The organism is Pseudomonas cichorii (assembly GCF_018343775.1).
Taxonomy (GTDB): Bacteria; Pseudomonadota; Gammaproteobacteria; order Pseudomonadales; family Pseudomonadaceae; genus Aquipseudomonas; species Aquipseudomonas cichorii.
The window spans coordinates 4,307,825-4,323,846 of record NZ_CP074349.1 but is presented as its reverse complement, the minus strand read 5'-3'; the positions used below and the strand labels follow the sequence as shown (position 1 = coordinate 4,323,846).

The 16,022-nt window shown below is 50.6% G+C and carries 15 protein-coding genes; 12 read left to right on the top strand and 3 right to left on the bottom strand.

The window, feature by feature from the left end:
- Nucleotides 1-524: 524 nt before the first annotated feature.
- The 11 genes from KGD89_RS18210 (at nt 525) to KGD89_RS18160 (ending at nt 13,721) form a co-directional block, all read left to right on the top strand.
- Nucleotides 525-2,843, top strand: a complete 2,319-nt coding sequence (locus tag KGD89_RS18210) for a P-loop ATPase, Sll1717 family (RefSeq protein ID WP_025261200.1) — start codon at nt 525-527, stop codon at nt 2,841-2,843.
- Between the two features lie 87 nt (nt 2,844-2,930).
- Complete coding sequence (locus tag KGD89_RS18205) at nt 2,931-3,341, top strand: DUF7946 domain-containing protein (RefSeq protein ID WP_143008672.1); 411 nt, start codon at nt 2,931-2,933, stop codon at nt 3,339-3,341.
- A gap of 44 nt (nt 3,342-3,385) precedes the next feature.
- Complete coding sequence (locus KGD89_RS18200; RefSeq protein WP_143008673.1) at nt 3,386-3,757, top strand: hypothetical protein; 372 nt, start codon at nt 3,386-3,388, stop codon at nt 3,755-3,757.
- A complete protein-coding gene (locus tag KGD89_RS18195) occupies nt 3,757-4,323 on the top strand; it encodes a hypothetical protein (protein ID WP_025261198.1) in 567 nt (188 codons plus the stop codon). The genes KGD89_RS18200 and KGD89_RS18195 overlap by 1 nt, the downstream gene beginning before the upstream one ends.
- 166 nt (nt 4,324-4,489) lie before the next feature.
- On the top strand, nt 4,490-6,346 hold the full coding sequence (locus tag KGD89_RS18190; RefSeq protein WP_025261197.1) for an AAA family ATPase: 1,857 nt from the start codon (nt 4,490-4,492) through the stop codon (nt 6,344-6,346).
- A gap of 333 nt (nt 6,347-6,679) precedes the next feature.
- The gene (gene gvpU / locus KGD89_RS18185; RefSeq protein ID WP_025261196.1) at nt 6,680-7,147 is read left to right on the top strand and encodes a gas vesicle accessory protein GvpU; all 468 of its coding nucleotides are present in this window, start codon (nt 6,680-6,682) and stop codon (nt 7,145-7,147) included.
- 345 nt (nt 7,148-7,492) lie between these two features.
- Complete coding sequence (locus KGD89_RS18180) at nt 7,493-9,184, top strand: NAD-dependent malic enzyme (RefSeq protein ID WP_025261195.1); 1,692 nt, start codon at nt 7,493-7,495, stop codon at nt 9,182-9,184.
- Between the two features lie 238 nt (nt 9,185-9,422).
- Nucleotides 9,423-11,072, top strand: coding sequence for a phosphoethanolamine transferase (locus tag KGD89_RS18175; RefSeq protein ID WP_025261194.1), 1,650 nt, complete (start codon nt 9,423-9,425; stop codon nt 11,070-11,072).
- A 185-nt stretch (nt 11,073-11,257) separates the two neighbouring features.
- Nucleotides 11,258-12,391 (top strand): ribonuclease D, encoded by a 1,134-nt coding sequence (rnd, locus tag KGD89_RS18170; RefSeq protein ID WP_025261193.1) that lies wholly within the window; start codon nt 11,258-11,260, stop codon nt 12,389-12,391.
- Complete coding sequence (locus tag KGD89_RS18165; RefSeq protein ID WP_025261192.1) at nt 12,388-12,681, top strand: YcgL domain-containing protein; 294 nt, start codon at nt 12,388-12,390, stop codon at nt 12,679-12,681. The genes rnd and KGD89_RS18165 overlap by 4 nt, the downstream gene beginning before the upstream one ends.
- Nucleotides 12,682-12,788: 107 nt before the next feature.
- Nucleotides 12,789-13,721 (top strand): D-2-hydroxyacid dehydrogenase, encoded by a 933-nt coding sequence (locus tag KGD89_RS18160; RefSeq protein ID WP_025261191.1) that lies wholly within the window; start codon nt 12,789-12,791, stop codon nt 13,719-13,721.
- A gap of 75 nt (nt 13,722-13,796) precedes the next feature.
- On the opposite strand, the gene KGD89_RS18155 is transcribed toward KGD89_RS18160, so the two are convergent.
- Nucleotides 13,797-14,390, bottom strand: coding sequence for a nitroreductase family protein (locus tag KGD89_RS18155; protein ID WP_025261190.1), 594 nt, complete (start codon nt 14,388-14,390; stop codon nt 13,797-13,799).
- A gap of 215 nt (nt 14,391-14,605) precedes the next feature.
- Between KGD89_RS18155 and KGD89_RS18150 the strand changes: the two genes are divergently transcribed.
- The gene (locus tag KGD89_RS18150) at nt 14,606-15,055 is read left to right on the top strand and encodes a YcgN family cysteine cluster protein (protein WP_025261189.1); all 450 of its coding nucleotides are present in this window, start codon (nt 14,606-14,608) and stop codon (nt 15,053-15,055) included.
- Between the two features lie 5 nt (nt 15,056-15,060).
- Here the strand turns inward: KGD89_RS18150 and KGD89_RS18145 are convergent, their stop codons facing one another.
- Both KGD89_RS18145 and KGD89_RS18140 read right to left on the bottom strand, forming a co-directional pair.
- Nucleotides 15,061-15,438: a YgaP family membrane protein gene (locus tag KGD89_RS18145; protein ID WP_025261188.1), complete on the bottom strand. Its 378-nt coding sequence runs from the start codon at nt 15,436-15,438 to the stop codon at nt 15,061-15,063.
- Nucleotides 15,439-15,512: 74 nt separating this feature from the next.
- Nucleotides 15,513-16,004 carry an RNA methyltransferase gene (locus tag KGD89_RS18140; RefSeq protein ID WP_025261187.1) on the bottom strand — a complete coding sequence of 164 codons (492 nt, stop codon included), beginning with the start codon at nt 16,002-16,004 and terminating at the stop codon, nt 15,513-15,515.
- Between the last annotated feature and the right edge of the window lie 18 nt (nt 16,005-16,022).

Below are 16,022 nucleotides of genomic sequence, written 5' to 3'. Positions count from 1 at the left end.
AATGCATTTTCGCTTATTCATCGAAATCGTCCTATCAGCGGACGCGCCGTCTAAGCCGCCTCAGGCTACGCAACGGCGTTCCGAACGCCTGGTGCTTAGCAGGGCTGCAATTCTTTTGCGCGATGCCGTAGCGCAACTATGCACGATGCTGAGTAGCGCATTGGGCAGGGTGGGGAGGTCTGCCAAAGGACTTCTCCGTAGCGACTTACATAATAATGAGGTTTCAGTTCATTTTGCCCAGCCAACTAAACTGGTTCGACAGTGTGAAAAAGCTGAAGCTCCAGTACTCGGTATTATAAGAGTCAACATTCGTCAAGCTAAGTCGTTTTTGAAATTGGCTGTGCGAAATGTATGTTCTAACCAAAAGTCAAAAGCAGTTTCTAGGTGCGCAGTCTTAAAGTTTAGATTTCAAGTAATGAACTTTTGGAGAATCGTACGGATTAGTTCCTGCCCGCAAAAGTGCGAAGTAATCCTGATAGGGGCTGAGTCACTATCAAAATATAGACATATTGCGGGGCCAAAGAGTGAGTAACTTAACAGCTTTTTTTGCTTATGCTGCGCACCCTCGTGAAATTGGCGAGGCTATAGAGCGCGCTGTTGGACTAGTTAACGAACGGGGCAATATCCTAGTTCGCTCGTGGACCGCTTTAGATATAGTTGGGCAATTTATTTCCGGTAGGGTGCTCGAAGGTATTGATAATGCAGATATATTGATAGCGGATATATCTGTGTTGAATTTCAATGTGACTTATGAAATAGGTTATGCCATTGGTCGTGGAAAGCGAGTACTACTGACAAAAAATACCAGCGTCAGAGAAATGACCCCCAGTATTTCTGATGTGGGGATTTTTGATACTATAGGCTATAAAACTTACCAGAATTCTAATGATTTAGTTAGGTTTATATCGGACGCTGTAAATTTAGAACCGTTAGTTATAGGTGGAAAAATAAATATAAAGTCACCTGTATATTTGTTGGAAGGCCTTCACAAAACCGAATGGGCTACCCGGATTGTCTCTAGAATTAAGAAGGCAAAATATTTATTTCGTTCTTTTGATCCTAACGAACAGCCTAGATTGTCAGCTAATGACGCTATCTCCCAAGTTTCGCAGTCTTACGGGGTTGTGGTTCCCTTACTGTCAAGCGCTAATAGCGGTTTCGACACACACAACATGCGTGGAGCTTTTATCGCAGGGCTGGCGGGCGGTATGAACAAGGCAATCTGTATTCTTCAACGAGGGGAAGGCCCAGTCCCGATAGATTACCGAGACTTTGTCCATACCTGTAATCATCCTGATGATGTAAATGAATTTATTGCTGAATTCGCGGGCGATGTGGCTGAGGCATTTCAGCAGGGCGTAGAAATTCCCAAGACGGGTAAAGAGTCTTTTTTACAATCGTTGGATTTGGGGGCGACATCGGCTGAAAACGAGATGAGAACTCTTGAAAGTTACTATCTTAAAACAGATCAGTTTCTACGCTCATTGCGCGGTGAGGCTAACATAGTTGTTGGGCGCAAAGGATCTGGAAAGTCAGCCATTTTTCTCCAGGTTAGGGATAGAGAAAGAAATAAAAATGGAAACATTGTTCTGGATCTAAAGCCTGATGGATATAAGCTAATTAAGTTTAAAGAGATGATTCTTTCGTTTCTTGAAGAAGGTACTTTTCAGCATACAATAATGGCTTTTTGGGAATACGTCCTTCTCCTTGAAATTTGCTATAAGATTCTCGAAAAAGACAGAGAGTTTCATGTGCATGACCATAATTTGTATGACCAGTACAGATCCTTAGCGGATTTATATCATGCTGAAGGATACGCCTCAGAAGGGGACTTCTCCGAGCGGATGGGCAGTCTTATGGAGAAAATAACGACCGAGTACCGATCAAAGCATGGAGATGATCATAGTGTTAGGTTGTCGGTGCAACAGATCACAGAAATACTTTACTGTCATGATGTGAAAAAACTAACTCTACAAGTTATTTCATATATGAAGCTTAAAGATGTTTGCTGGCTCTTATTTGATAATCTCGATAAGGGTTGGCCGACTTCTGGTTTGCAGCATGAAGATCTTCTTATTATTCGTGCCTTGATAGATGCGACGAGAAAGATTGAGCGTACGTTTGAACGGGCGCATGTTACAGTTCATACAATTGTTTTTCTCCGGAACGACGTTTATGAGTTGCTGGTCAAGGAGACTTCGGATAGAGGCAAGGAAGCGAAAGTTCTTCTCGATTGGACGGACGCTGACTTGTTACGGGAGCTTTTACGACTACGGATCGCGTCGAATAATTTTAAGGGTAATGAGCCATTTTCAGCTATCTGGCCAAAGGTCTGTGTAAGTCATTATAAAGGTGAGGAAAGTTCACAGTATCTAATTGATAGATCGTTGATGCGGCCAAGATTTTTGCTCAGTTTGATAAGTCAATGTAAAAGCTTTGCAATAAACCTCAATCACGAAACGATTTTGGAAGAGGATATTGAGAAGGGGCTTACTGCTTACTCAACAGATTTGCTAGCTGATATAGGGTATGAGATCGCTGATATCGAGAACGGAGTGAATGATGTTCTCTACGCCTTTATCGGTTCTGATCCCCATTTGAGCAAGGACGAAATATTGCAAACTCTGGAGCAGTTTGGAGTAGGTGCTGAATATGCAGCCAAGATTTTCGACTTGTTGTTGTGGTACGGTTTCATAGGGTTAAAAATCAGTGATGAAGTGAAATACATTTATGATTTCAATTACAGCATGATGTTGGTCTCTGGAATCATAAAAAAAGACACCAAATCGGTTTTCTGTATTAATCCTGCATTTTGGCCTGCATTAATGATTTCTGGGTCGTGACAAGGAGTGATGATGAGCTTCAGTGTGAGAACTCATTATTGATCTGTTTATCGAGTGTCACTCTATAGATTGGGGAGTAAATTTTTCATGGAAGTCAAGGAAGTAAGTTTGATTCTGCGTGTCGAAGGTGGAGTCGCTGATGAAGGGTTGTTAGATGTCTATGATGCTGCGAGTACGATAACAGGATTAGCTCGAACTGTTAATTTGGTGGCTCACGCTTTTGCGAATGACGAAGAGGTAAGGACAAAAAATCAAGGCGCAAAAGGTGCGCAAGCTTTTATCCATTCATCCAGAAAAGGATGTTTTGAAGAGCAGGTGGATATCAGGTTTGGCGAAAAAATTATAAAAAAAGTTGGCGCTAGTGTTTTGGTAGGTGTTTTTTGGGATTATTTAAGTTGGACATTGTCCAGTTCAGTCGGGGTCTATTTCGAACCTAAAACCTCTTACGTAAAAAAATCGCTGCCAGTAAAAAGAAAGAACTATTTATCCATGAGGTAGCTGATGCGCTCGAGTCTCCTATGTACCTCATACATAAGGCTATTATGAGTGATGACAAGGTTAAGATTTTCTTTAATCGTCCACGCGTGGGGGATGCTCTAGCTCTAGACACCGATACTCTAGACTATGTAACGATAAGAGATATTCAGGCTGAGAGTGTGAATATTGTTGGTAATGTTACTAAATTAAGCGTGCTGAGTCACTTTGGTCGATTATTCTCTGATGAAGAAAGAAAAGTAGTGTCTTTTGCTTTGGCCCATCCTGACGACCATAGGTTGAAAGGACTCTCACTAAAGTCAATGGGAGAGTATAACGATGGTTTGCCTGGAAAGGTAAACCTCAGAGTGAAGAAAGTGGTAAGCGCTAACGGCGTGATAAAGCGATATATAGTTGAAGATATTTTAGAGATTTTATAATGGCTGATCCCGCGCAATATTGCATGGAGATGATTGGTGTCTGTTTGACCATGGCAGAGTGGGCATCTTGCTGGCAGGCGATCGGTGTCATTGCTATGGTAGTGTTTGGTACTGTCGGATTGTATAAGATTTACCAAGAATTACGGAGATTGGATGAGCAGAGATTAAAGGATTTACAGGATAAGGAGGTTTCTGCAAGATTAAAAAGGACTGAATTTTTTCTAGCTCAACATCGTCGGTTATTTGATGATAAAGACTTATATGAGGTGTTGTGTCTAGTTGATGCTGACGACATTCGTCTTGCCCATGAAGATATGTGGGACAAAAAAAGAAAGCTAATGGCCTTTTTTGAAGAAATTGCTTTGCTTGTTCGATCAAATCAAATTGATCCGAAAGTAGCCTATTATATGTTTGGGTATTACTCCTATTGTGCAATGTACGGAGAAAACTTCAAAGAGGGTATAAATGTCTGCCAAGAATATTGGGGGCTTTTTTTTGAATTTGCGACCACAGCCAAAAAATATAACGACAGTGTTGTCGGAATGCCACCTGCAATAGCCCTCTGATTTTTAAGTCTAAAAAATCATTGACGTTTTATGATTTTTGGGATGGTTTAAAAATGGGATTTAAGTAGCAGGTTGAGTCCCGCGAGTAGCTTAGATGAATAATATTGGTTTTTGAATTTAAAGGCTTTCGGCAGTAATCTATGTAATTTTTGGTGAGTTGGGTTCTATGTCATATATTGAAGTGAATAAAGTCATAGTAAAAGATTTTAAAAGAATTAAAGCCCTTGAGATCAGTCTTAGTTCAATTACCGCGCTTGTGGGTGGTAACACTAGCGGGAAGAGCAGCGTTCTTCAAGCTGCGCAACTTGGTGTAGCGCTAGCTCAAGCGAGCTTTGTGCGGACCAAGCGTAATGGGGTTGTCGAACGACTAGGTACGATCTCTAATGAAGCTGTTAGCTACCGTCCTACCGATATGCTTCTTTCATTGCGTCACGGGGAGCCAGCGAGTCAAAGTAAAAGCTACAGCATTGGGTACGAATGTACACAGTATGACGAACAAGGCAATAAGTTGCCGTTGGCTTTAAGTATCTCTATCCTTCGTGGTAAAAATGCCAATTTGGCTCTAAGTTTCACCGGCGATGAAGAGTTGTTAGCGACACTGGGTGATAGAGATGACCCGTTTTCAATATTCACTCCAGGATTATCGGGCATTCCCATTCGTGAAGAGTGGCGCACCCGAGGTGCCTTGGATGCAGCAGCCATGCATGGCGATGCTAATCTTTATTTGCGTACGCTGCTAGATCATCTGTTCACGCAAGATCTATCAGATGAACTCGTTGATGAGTGGTGGGAAGAACTTTCAATTGATAAGTTGCCGGAAACTCCTTGGAAAACTTTTTGTATTTTGCTAGATAAGTGTTACCCAGGGAGTCGAATTTATATAAATCATGATCACATGAAAGATAGGTATGTTGAGGTTTATGTTCGCTATCTAGAGCAGACCTATCCGTTAGACATGGCATCAACTGGTATGCTGCAAATTATACAGATATTAGCCTATGCATGTTTTTATGAGCCACCTTTGTTGCTACTTGATGAACCGGATGCTCATTTACATGCAGACAGCCAAACTAGATTGCACGAAGCCTTGAGGTATGTAGTAGAAGAGACAGGCACAAAAATTTTACTTGCCACGCATTCGCCGCAGCTTATACAGTTGCTATTAAGTGATAAGGACGCATCAGTTACTTGGCTTGATAAAGGCGCAAAAGTAAACGTGGCTGTAGGGGGGCGCCCTGCGATACCATTATTGATGGAGCTAGGTGCGTTAACCGTTGGTGCGGAAGTTTTCATGGCAAAGAATAAATTTATATTGCTAACGGAGGATAAAGATTCTGAATTTGCCTGTATATTTGCACGTGCAAACGGCGCGAATAACTTCGCTTGCTTGTCATACAATGGATGTGGAAACCTTAGTGGCGCGCGTCAATTAGCCTCTTTGATCTGCGAATTAAGACCTGATGTAAAGGTTGTCATTCACAGAGATAGAGACTTCCGAACTCTTGAGGAAATGGCTTTCGAAATGGCGCTTGCAAGATCAAGGATGGAGTTTGAGGGTATAGACCGTATCTCTGAGATATTTACTCCTCTCAATGATCTAGAACATTCCTTTATTCAGCCAGCCCATCTGGACGAAGTCATCGATTTCCTAGGGACGGATGAATTGATAAATTTGGTTGCGGACGTGGTTGCTGATCGTCGTGACGATCTCACAGGCAAGGCACGTGAGGCACGAGCTGTGATCAGCCGCTCGCTTTATGAGCCCGAAAGGATGAAACAGAAGAAGGAACTAAGAGCCGAGGCTGGAATTCCTGAAAAAGCGCCTAATGTCAAAAAATTTCTTCCGGCAAACGGTAAAGAGCCAGTGGCTTTTGAATTTTGCCATGGGAAGACTGTTTTCAAAGGCGTATTAGTTGCATTGCACACCAACATCGGTGGCGATACGCATGACGTTTCCGGACATTTTTTGATTCCTTCATCCGCACTTCGTTCTGCTGATTGGATAGATGCGTTCAGCGTTTGAGCAACCTTTGATAGCGGATATGTTCAATAGAATAGGACCTAGGGAGGATCATCCGCTTGGTGGCGAATTTCTGTAGCAAAAATATGTAGCAAAATCTGTGGAAACCCCTGCATATACAGTGTTTACGGGGCTTTTAGAGTATTTGTCCACTGCTCCCTATCTCTCCGCCATACATTGAAAAGCCCCGTAGATTCTGTCTACGGGGCTTTTCTGTTTTCTGGGGTGCGCTTCACGGATCTTCAAGAAATCCCGCCTCCGCCCGCTCCTTTACTTTTTTTCAGCTAAGGTGTGGTAGAGCCAAATCTCACGTTTTGTGATGCAAGGAGCTATCAGATGTCGGACGTAAACCAGGCACAATCGCAACCGTCTCCCAGCCAAAGTCATGATGATGTAATCGCCCAGTTCAAGTGGCAGGGCAAGCAGATCGACTGGCTGCTTCAGTGGCTTGTCAAATTCGTTGCAAACACCAAGGTGGAACTGGGGATTACCCTGTCGGTAGGCGGGAATCTCGTTTCCGGCCATCTGATTTCCCATGATGCCTACTTTGAGCAACTGGCAGCAGATATCTCTGCACCTTTCTCCCAGTTCAATAATGGTACTGACGAGTCGATGAAGGAGATGATCCTGTCGTTCAAGCCGGGTGAGTCCAATGAAGATACTCCAGCGTTCCACTTCATCCATCTGAAGGACTGCAGAACGTACTCGACCGATGAAAGCCCTATCTGCGATGCGGGTGTGCTGTGGCGCGGCAGGATTGCCGCTGTCGATGGCTTCACCATCGGGCTCATTGCGCGAAAGTGACCCCCCTGAAATGCAGAGTGGCCCCGGTATTTCCGGGGCTTTTTGTTTGGAGCTGACTGAATCAACATGGGGGCTATTTCTTCTTGTGCCTCTGTGAATCATGCCCTTTACAGGGCAGAAAGCGAGTTCTGTTTTTTACATTGAGACATCATTTGGCCATGTTTTGCGCGACAAAATGCCGCAACCGGCTCTATCGCAGGTAATATGGGCCATTCGATTTTTATGCCCGGAATGGCCTGATAGAAAACTGGCAACCAGAAGAAGAACAAGAAACAGAGAGCCAGGCTGCCCGCCCCGGTCGATACCCAGAATTAATGAGTAGACGAAAAAAGGCGATTAGAAAAAATGACCAACACTTCGCGACCTTTGTACATTTCCTATGCCGGCCCCTCGCTGCTGGAAATGCCCCTTCTGAACAAGGGGAGTGCTTTTACCCCGCAAGAGCGGGTCGAATTCAATTTGATCGGGCTGCTGCCGCAGAACGTAGAGACGATCGAAGAGCAAGTCACCAGGGTGTACAGCCAGTACAAGCAGTGCGCCAGCGACCTGGACAAGCATATTTATCTGCGTTCGATCCAGGACAACAACGAGACTCTGTTCTTCCGCCTGCTGGACTCGCATCTGGACGAGATGTTACCGATTATCTACACCCCGACGGTCGGTCAGGCGTGTCAGGAATTCTCCAAGATCTACCGCACGCACCGCGGGCTGTTCATTTCCTACCCTGAACGCGACCGCATCGACGACATCTTGCGCAGCGCTACCAAAGACCGCATCAAAATCATCGTTGTCACCGATAGCGAACGCATTCTGGGCCTGGGCGACCAGGGGATCGGCGGCATGGGCATTCCGATCGGCAAGCTGTCGCTGTACACCGCTTGTGGTGGCATCAGCCCGGCCTATACCTTGCCGATCGTGCTGGATGTCGGTACCAATAACCGCGAACTGCTCGACGACCCGATGTATATGGGCTGGCGTCATGAGCGTGTGACCGGCAAGGAATATGACGACTTCATCGCCACCTTCATCGAGGCCGTTCAGCGTCGCTGGCCGGATGTGTTGCTGCAGTTCGAGGATTTCGCCCAGTCCAACGCCATGCCGCTGCTGGAGAAGTATCGCGACGAGCTGTGCTGCTTCAACGATGACATCCAGGGCACTGCATCAGTGGCCGTTGGCACCTTGCTTGCCGCCTGCAAGGCCAAGAACGAAACGCTGGGCCAGCAGAAGGTCGTGTTCCTGGGCGCCGGTTCTGCTGGCTGCGGGATTGCCGAGCACATCATTGCCGCGATGAAGATCGAAGGCCTGAGCGAAAGCGAAGCGCGTCAGCGTATTTTCATGGTCGACCGTTTCGGCTTGCTGACCGAGGGCATGGATAACCTGCTGGACTTCCAGCAGCGCCTGGCCCACAAGGCGGGTGATGTTGCGGGTTGGGCTACGGGCGGTGAAGCTTTCCCGCAGTTGCTCGATGTGGTGACGCATGCCGGTGCGACGGTGCTGATCGGTGTTTCGGGCCAGCGTGGTCTGTTCACTGAGCAAGTGATCCGTGAGTTGCACAAGCATTGTGCCAAGCCGCTGGTCATGCCGCTGTCGAACCCGACCTCCAAGGTCGAAGCCACGCCTGAAGAGATCCTGCGCTGGACCGATGGCAATGCGCTGGTTGCCACCGGCAGCCCGTTTGCGCCTGTGGAGATCAATGGTCGTACCGTGCATATCGCGCAGTGCAACAACTCCTATATTTTCCCGGGCATCGGTCTGGGTGTGGTGGCTTGCAAGGCTTCGCGTATCACTGACCGGATGCTGATGGCGGCTTCCAATGCATTGGCCGAATGCTCGCCGATGGTGTCCGGGCTTGGCGATGCGGTTCTGCCGCCGCTCAAGGAAATCCAGCAGGTCAGCCGCAAGATCGCCCTGGCTGTGGCCAAGGAAGCTCAGGCTGAAGGGCTGGCGCTTGAGACGTCGGATGAGGTGCTGCTGGCAGCCATCGAGCGTAATTTCTGGGTGCCTGAGTATCGCGGCTACCGTCGTCGCTCGGTCTGACAGTAAGCGTTACTACTGAATGGCCCTTCGCGAGCGTGCTCGTGACGGGCCATTTTTTATGCCGGGATTATGGTGCGGGTTTCTTGAAGGTTTTTTCCTACAATGAAATAAGTTTAATTCGACCAGTTATTCGCGTTCTTTTCACAAAAAATTGATAGGATGCCGCCTAAAGTCTGCGCATGGATGGGCCGTCTGGTTCAATCTATACTCGATAAAAAATTATATAAGCAGACTGTCAATGCTGAAAATCAAGGCTGTACGTCCAGAAGTTGTTACGTTGATTGCCAGTGCCTTTTTGTTGTTCGGTTATAACGCCAATCTTTGGCAGCATCTTTTTGAAATCACGGGAGGGAGCAGTAAAGGTATTGCCATGCGCATTGCTTTTGGTGTGATGATCTTTTGCGTGTTCAATGTTTTTCTGACACTGTTTTCATTCAGACGTGTACTCAAGCCGGTGTTGGTTTTTCTGTTTTTTGCCAGTGCTGCTGTTTCTTATTTCATGAGCGAATACGGCGTCATGATTGATGCTGGCATGTTTCGTAACTTTGCGGAAACCAATCCTACCGAAGTTCAAGGCCTGCTGTCCCTGAAACTGGTGATTTACATCGTCCTGCTGGGGCTTCTGCCGTCAGTATTGCTGTGGCAAACCCCGATCAACTATCGCCGCTGGCACCGTGAGCTGTTCAGCAAGGTGCTGGTCTGTTTTATCTGCTCGGTGTCGATTGGTGGAGTCGCGCTGGCGAATTATCAGGGGCTGTCGTCGCTGTTTCGCAATCACCATGAGCTGCGCCTGATGGTCGTGCCGAGCAACTATATTGGTGCCTCGGTTGGCTATCTGAGCGAGCAGATCATTTCGTCCCGGCGTCCGTTTCTGGCAATTGGCGAAGATGCCAGGCGCTCGCCGGACTGGTCGACGCATACTCGCAAATCCCTGACGGTCCTGGTGGTGGGTGAAAGTGCCCGGGCGGAGAATTTCGGCATTCTGGGCTATGGCCGCAATACCACGCCAAAGCTCAATAAACAGAGCGGTCTGGTGGCATTTACCGATGTGTATTCGTGCGGCACCGAGACGGCAGTGTCGGTGCCTTGCATGTTTTCCAATATGGGACGCAAGGATTACAACGCGACCAGGGCGCGCAATCAGGAAGGGCTGCTGGATGTGCTGAAACGTGCAGGTCTTGAAGTGATATGGCGCGATAACCAGTCTGGCTGTAAAGGCACGTGTGATCGCGTTGCTTTCCAGGATGTCAGCAACCTCAAGGACCCGTTACTGTGCGCCAACAATGAATGCCGGGACGAGATCCTGCTGCAAGGGCTCGACACGTTTATCGACAGTCTGGATAAAGACACCGTACTGGTACTGCACCAGATGGGCAGCCACGGGCCGGAGTATTTCAAGCGTTACCCAAAGGCGTTCGAGAAGTTTACGCCTGTCTGTGAAAGCAATGCGCTGAACAACTGCAGTCGTGAGAGTATTGTCAACGGTTATGATAATACCCTCTTATATACCGATCACGTGCTGTCCACATTGATCGATATGTTGCGCAGTCGTCAGGACAAGGTCGACACTGCTATGTTGTATCTCTCGGATCATGGTGAGTCTCTGGGCGAATATAATCTCTTCCTGCATGGCACTCCTTATATGTTGGCGCCGGATCAACAGAAACATGTACCGATGATGATATGGTTGTCCGATAACTATCAGAAGTCTTTTGCCGTCAATCCGGAGTGTCTGGCCAGGGAGCGTAATGCGCCGTTGAGTCAGGACAATCTCTTTCATTCCATGCTGGGCTTGTTGAGAGTTGACACCAAGGTTTATGACCCGAGTCTGGACATGTTTTCCGGTTGCAGAAGTTCGATCGGCAATGGCGTGGCAATCAACAGGTAATTCATGATTCTGAGGGTGAGGCGCTTGACCGGACAGGCCTTGTCCCAGGTACCTCGCAGCTCATGGATCGCCAGCCTGCTGTTTCCCGGCGATTCACATGAAGATATCCAAGAGTTTCAGGCCAGATGCGCGATAAACCTCCTATGGCGATATATACTGCGCGCCATTGATCAAGGGAGAGCCGTGTGGCCATCGATATTCATTGGATTCGCGACGACGACAGCCTCGCCCGACAGTGCGCGCAGTGGCAGTCGCTGCCATTTGTCGCGCTCGACACCGAGTTCATGCGGGTCGACACCTTTTACCCTATTGCCGCGCTGCTACAGATCGGTGACGGTTCCAGCGCCTGGCTGATCGATCCGCTGCTCATCAGCGACTGGACGCCTCTGTCCGCATTGCTTGAAAACCCCGACGTCATCAAGGTGGTTCATGCTTGCAGCGAAGATCTGGAAGTCCTGCTGCGCCTGACGGGCAGCCTGCCGGTTCCGCTGTTCGACACCCAACTGGCGGCCGCTTACCTGAACATCGGGTTTTCCATGGGCTATTCGCGTCTGGTGCAGGAGGTGCTGAACATCGACCTGCCCAAGGGCGAGACCCGTTCCGACTGGCTGCAACGCCCGTTGTCGGAAACCCAGATCAGCTATGCCGCTGAAGATGCCGTGCATCTGGCCGAGCTTTTCGGTCTGTTGCGGCCACGCCTGTCGGACGAGAAATACCTCTGGGTTCTCGAGGATGGTGCCGAGTTGGTCGCCAACCTGCGCCGGGAAACCGATCCCTACGAAATTTACCGCGACGCCAAGCTGGCCTGGAAACTGTCTCGTGCCCAGTTGGCGGTATTGCGTGAGCTGTGCGCCTGGCGCGAGATACAGGCGCGTTCGCGTAACCTGCCGCGCAATCGCATCGTACGTGAGCACTCGTTGTGGCCGCTTGCCAAGACCCAGCCGGACAACCTGAGTGCCCTGGCCCGAATCGAAGACATGCACCCGCGTACGGTACGCCAGGATGGTGAGTTCCTGCTGGACCTGATCAAGAAGTCCGGCAATCTGCCGCCGGATCAATGGCCGCAGGCGTTGCCCGAGCCTTTGCCGATCGAGGCTTCCGGCATCCTCAAAGGCTTGCGGGCCATTGGTCAGCAATACGCTGAACAACTGAATATTGCCCCCGAGGTCGTGCTGCGCAAGAAGACCCTCGAAGCCTTGCTCAAGAGTGGCTACCCCGATGGCCCTTACACATTGCCCGATTCGCTGCGTGGCTGGCGTCGCGAATTAATGGGCCAGGCGCTGCTCGACAGCCTGGCCAATGCAGGAGAACAGCCTTGAAACGTATTTGCTCCATTTATCGCAGCCCGAAAAAGAACGAGATGTACCTGTATGTGCTCAAGAGCGATGTGCTCAAGCGTGTACCGGTAGAGTTACTGGCTGCGTTCGGCACGCCTCAGCATGCTTTCGACCTGGTGCTCAGTCCTGAGCGCGCGCTGGCTCGTGAAGATATCAACAAGGTGCTGGAAAACCTCGATACCCAGGGCTATCACTTGCAGATGCCGCCTGCCGAAGAGGAATACATCCAGCACTTGCCCGAAGAGTTGTTGCGCCGCAACGATCCTGTCTGATCCGTTGTGCCGCACTGTAGTGCCGGTCTGCCTGCTTTCGCGGCGCGCAGGCTTGACTGGCCCATGGCTGTTGCAGCTGTTTGTCCCGTTTTTAAGGTTTTTGAAACATGCGCGTTCTGATTGCCGAACACGATTACCTCATCTACACCCAACTGTTGCGCAAGGTAGCGCCCGAAGTTGAAATCATGAGCAGCGGCGATTCTGCCGAGCTGTCTCGCATGGCCGGTGAATGCAAGGTCTGGCTGGGACAGCCTGACCTGCTGGCCAATCTGTTGCGTCAGGGGCACAAGCCGCAGTGGTTGCAATCGACCTGGGCGGGGATTACCCCGTTGCTGGCCGAGGGCGTATCCAGGGATTATCGACTGACGCGGGCGGTCGGTATCTTCGGTCAGGTCATGGCCGAGTATCTGTTGACCTACATGCTCGGCCACGAACGTGAAGTGCTGGCGCGCCTGATGAGCCAGGTCGAACGCAAATGGGATAACCGTCCCGGCCAGAGTCTGTATGGCCGCAAGGCTCTGATCGTGGGCGCGGGAGATATCGGCCAGCGTGTCGCGCAGTTCCTGGTGCCTTTTGGTGTACAGGTCTACGGCGTCGCTTCGCAAGCGCGGGCCCAGGAACCGTTCATTGAAGTCGGTGCCCTGGCGGATCTGGAGCAGATGGTTGGCGACATGGATTACGTGATCAATCTGCTGCCCAACACACCGGCAACCCACGATTTATATGACGCAAGACTGTTCGCCGCATTCAAGCCCTCGGCGCTATTCATCAACGTCGGGCGTGGTGTAGCGGTGGTCGATGCGGATCTGGTGGAAGCCCTGAAGGAAGGGCACCTGGCTGGCGCTGTGATCGATGTCTGCCGTCAGGAGCCGCTGCCTCAGCGCCATCCGTTCTGGACCGCCTATGGCCTGCTGCTGACCGGGCACAGTTCTGCCCCGACATCGCCTGTGGCCATGACCGAATTGTTCGTCGATAACCTCAAGGCCTTTCAGGCGGGTGAGCCGCTGCGCGGAGAAGTGGATTTTTCGCGGGGGTATTGAGCAGCGTTAGCTGCAAATTAAAAGCTGCAAGCGACAAGTCAAAAGCTTGAGGCTTGCAGCGTGCAACTCTGAAGCCTACAACGAAAAATCACCCTCAACCGCCAGCTCTGCTACTGGCTTGCGTGGGCTTGGGGCTTCGCGGCCTTGCAGGTAGTCGGGCAACGTCGATTTGTCGCCCAGTTTGCCGATGGCCACGGCTGCATGCAGGGCATAGCCTTCTGGAATGTTCAGCTCCTTGCGGGTCAGTTCCTTGTCGAAGCCTGACATGCCGTGGGTGTACCAGCCGCTCAGGCTCGCCTGCAAGGCAAGGTATCCCCACGCGGAACCGGCATCGAATTCGTGTGTGGTTGCCGGGCTTTCTTCGGTCGCGCCCGGTGCGGCGAAGGTGGTCTTGGAGATGACGATCACCAGTGCCGAAGCGCTCTGCGCCCAGCTGCGGTTGAACTCATTGAGCAGGCCCAGGTAACGCTCCCAGTTCGGGGTGTCGCGACGAGCATAAAGAAAGCGCCATGGCTGCGAGTTATAGGCCGAAGGTGCCCAGCGTGCGGCCTCGAAGAAACTCAGCAGGGTCTCCTGTGAAATGTTTTCACCGGTGAAGGCGCGAGGTGACCAGCGATGGGTGAATTGCGGGTCGATGGTGTGGTCGGCGATACGGGGATTAGTGCTCATGCGAATCCTGTCGTGGCGAAGGTTTGAAGTGAGCTTGACATGATGGGCCGTGGTCGGCAGGCATTGTCTGTGCCCTCAAAAGCCTTCTAACGCTACTGTTTTGCCACGCCGCTGACAAGTGAAGTGTTGGATACCGGCAGTCGCAAATGCTTGGCCCGCATCCGATGTGCCACTAGACTGGCGGCCTTTTCATTGTCGATACCGTTGTCCGAACCATGGCCGCTAAAGTTGAACCCTTCTGGATACGCAAAACACTCGAACAACTGGACAGGGACGAGTGGGAATCGCTGTGCGATGGCTGCGGTCTGTGCTGCCTGCAAAAGCTGGAAGATGAGGACGACAACAGCGTTTACTACACGCGCATCGCCTGCAAGTTGCTGGACTTGAAAACCTGTCAGTGCTCCGATTACAGCAATCGTCGAGCCTTTGTGCCTGACTGCATTCAACTCACGGCCGGGCAGGCCGACGAGTTCAAATGGCTGCCGCCCACGTGTGGTTATCGTCTGGTCAGCGAAGGGAAGGATCTACCGCTCTGGCACCATCTGGTGTGCGGTGATCGCGAGGCTGTGCATCACGAGCGCATCTCCCAGTCGGGACGCATGCTCAGTGAGAACAGCGTGCCCGAGGACGACTGGGAGGATTATCTGATTTTCCGCGCCGGTTAAGGATTTCAGACGTCGTTTTTCGGGTCTTTCAAGGCATCGATGCCGTTGATGACCGAGGTCCTGGCGGCCAGTTCGGCATTATCCTTGAGCTGTCTCAACTCAGCGCCTGCGCGTTCGATATCGGAGCGCGCACTGTGCAGGTTGCTGCGGCTTTTTTCGAGCAGGCTTTTTGCCGAGCAGTGCCCGGTGATGCCGCGCGCCAGTACGGCACCGCCAATGGCCAGTTGTACAAGGCCCAGGACGCCGCCACGGCGCAGCCCCTTGCCCATCATTGTCACGCCGCCTGCCAGAGAGCCTATCCGCTCCCAGCCCTGGACGTTCTGCTGCGGATGGTTGTGCAGTCGCGGGGTGTCGATTCTGTCGATGATCGAGGTGTCGCTCATGATGGTTCTCCATGATGTGATAAATCAGCTTCAACGAAACTGACTGCCCATCCGTGAAACTGTTCAGTGCATTTTCATGAGCGGTCGGGCTTTTCCCGGCCGAATTGCGGACCCGAGCGGGTATTGATGCCTTTGGCCATTCGGTCATAGAGCACGACGTTGACGGTCGCCGCCAGGTTCATGCAGCCCTCGGTGGGGATGTAGACCACGTCTTCGCACCAGTCGCGGATTTCCTGATCCAGCGAACCGTCTTCCGGGCCGAAGATATACAGGGCGCGATCCGGGTGAGTGTATTCGGGCAGGGCGCGGGCGCCGTCCACCAGTTCCACCGCAACCGGAATGCAGCCCAGGGGCAGGATACTCTTGAGGTCTTCGATGCCGATCAGCGGAATATCCTGATGGATCTTCTTGGTATCGGTGATGAAGTCCCGTGCGCGCTCGTAGCGTTTGCCGGTGTAGAAGACCGAAGCCACGCCATAACAGCCCGCCGCCCGCATCACCGATCCGACGTTTTCCGGGGATTTGGGGTTGTAAAGGCCGATGCAGGCGTACCGTTTGTTTGCCACGTTAGAGATGCTCTGGGT

Coding starts and splice junctions, on each gene's coding strand:
- KGD89_RS18150 (WP_025261189.1), top strand. CDS start 14,606: ATGGCCGCTAAAGTTGAACCCTTCTGGATACGCAAAACACTCGAACAA.
- KGD89_RS18175 (WP_025261194.1), top strand. CDS start 9,423: ATGCTGAAAATCAAGGCTGTACGTCCAGAAGTTGTTACGTTGATTGCC.
- KGD89_RS18160 (WP_025261191.1), top strand. CDS start 12,789: ATGCGCGTTCTGATTGCCGAACACGATTACCTCATCTACACCCAACTG.
- KGD89_RS18190 (WP_025261197.1), top strand. CDS start 4,490: ATGTCATATATTGAAGTGAATAAAGTCATAGTAAAAGATTTTAAAAGA.
- KGD89_RS18180 (WP_025261195.1), top strand. CDS start 7,493: ATGACCAACACTTCGCGACCTTTGTACATTTCCTATGCCGGCCCCTCG.
- KGD89_RS18205 (WP_143008672.1), top strand. CDS start 2,931: ATGGAAGTCAAGGAAGTAAGTTTGATTCTGCGTGTCGAAGGTGGAGTC.
- gvpU (WP_025261196.1), top strand. CDS start 6,680: ATGTCGGACGTAAACCAGGCACAATCGCAACCGTCTCCCAGCCAAAGT.
- KGD89_RS18145 (WP_025261188.1), bottom strand. CDS start 15,438: ATGAGCGACACCTCGATCATCGACAGAATCGACACCCCGCGACTGCAC.
- KGD89_RS18195 (WP_025261198.1), top strand. CDS start 3,757: ATGGCTGATCCCGCGCAATATTGCATGGAGATGATTGGTGTCTGTTTG.
- KGD89_RS18200 (WP_143008673.1), top strand. CDS start 3,386: ATGAGTGATGACAAGGTTAAGATTTTCTTTAATCGTCCACGCGTGGGG.
- KGD89_RS18155 (WP_025261190.1), bottom strand. CDS start 14,390: ATGAGCACTAATCCCCGTATCGCCGACCACACCATCGACCCGCAATTC.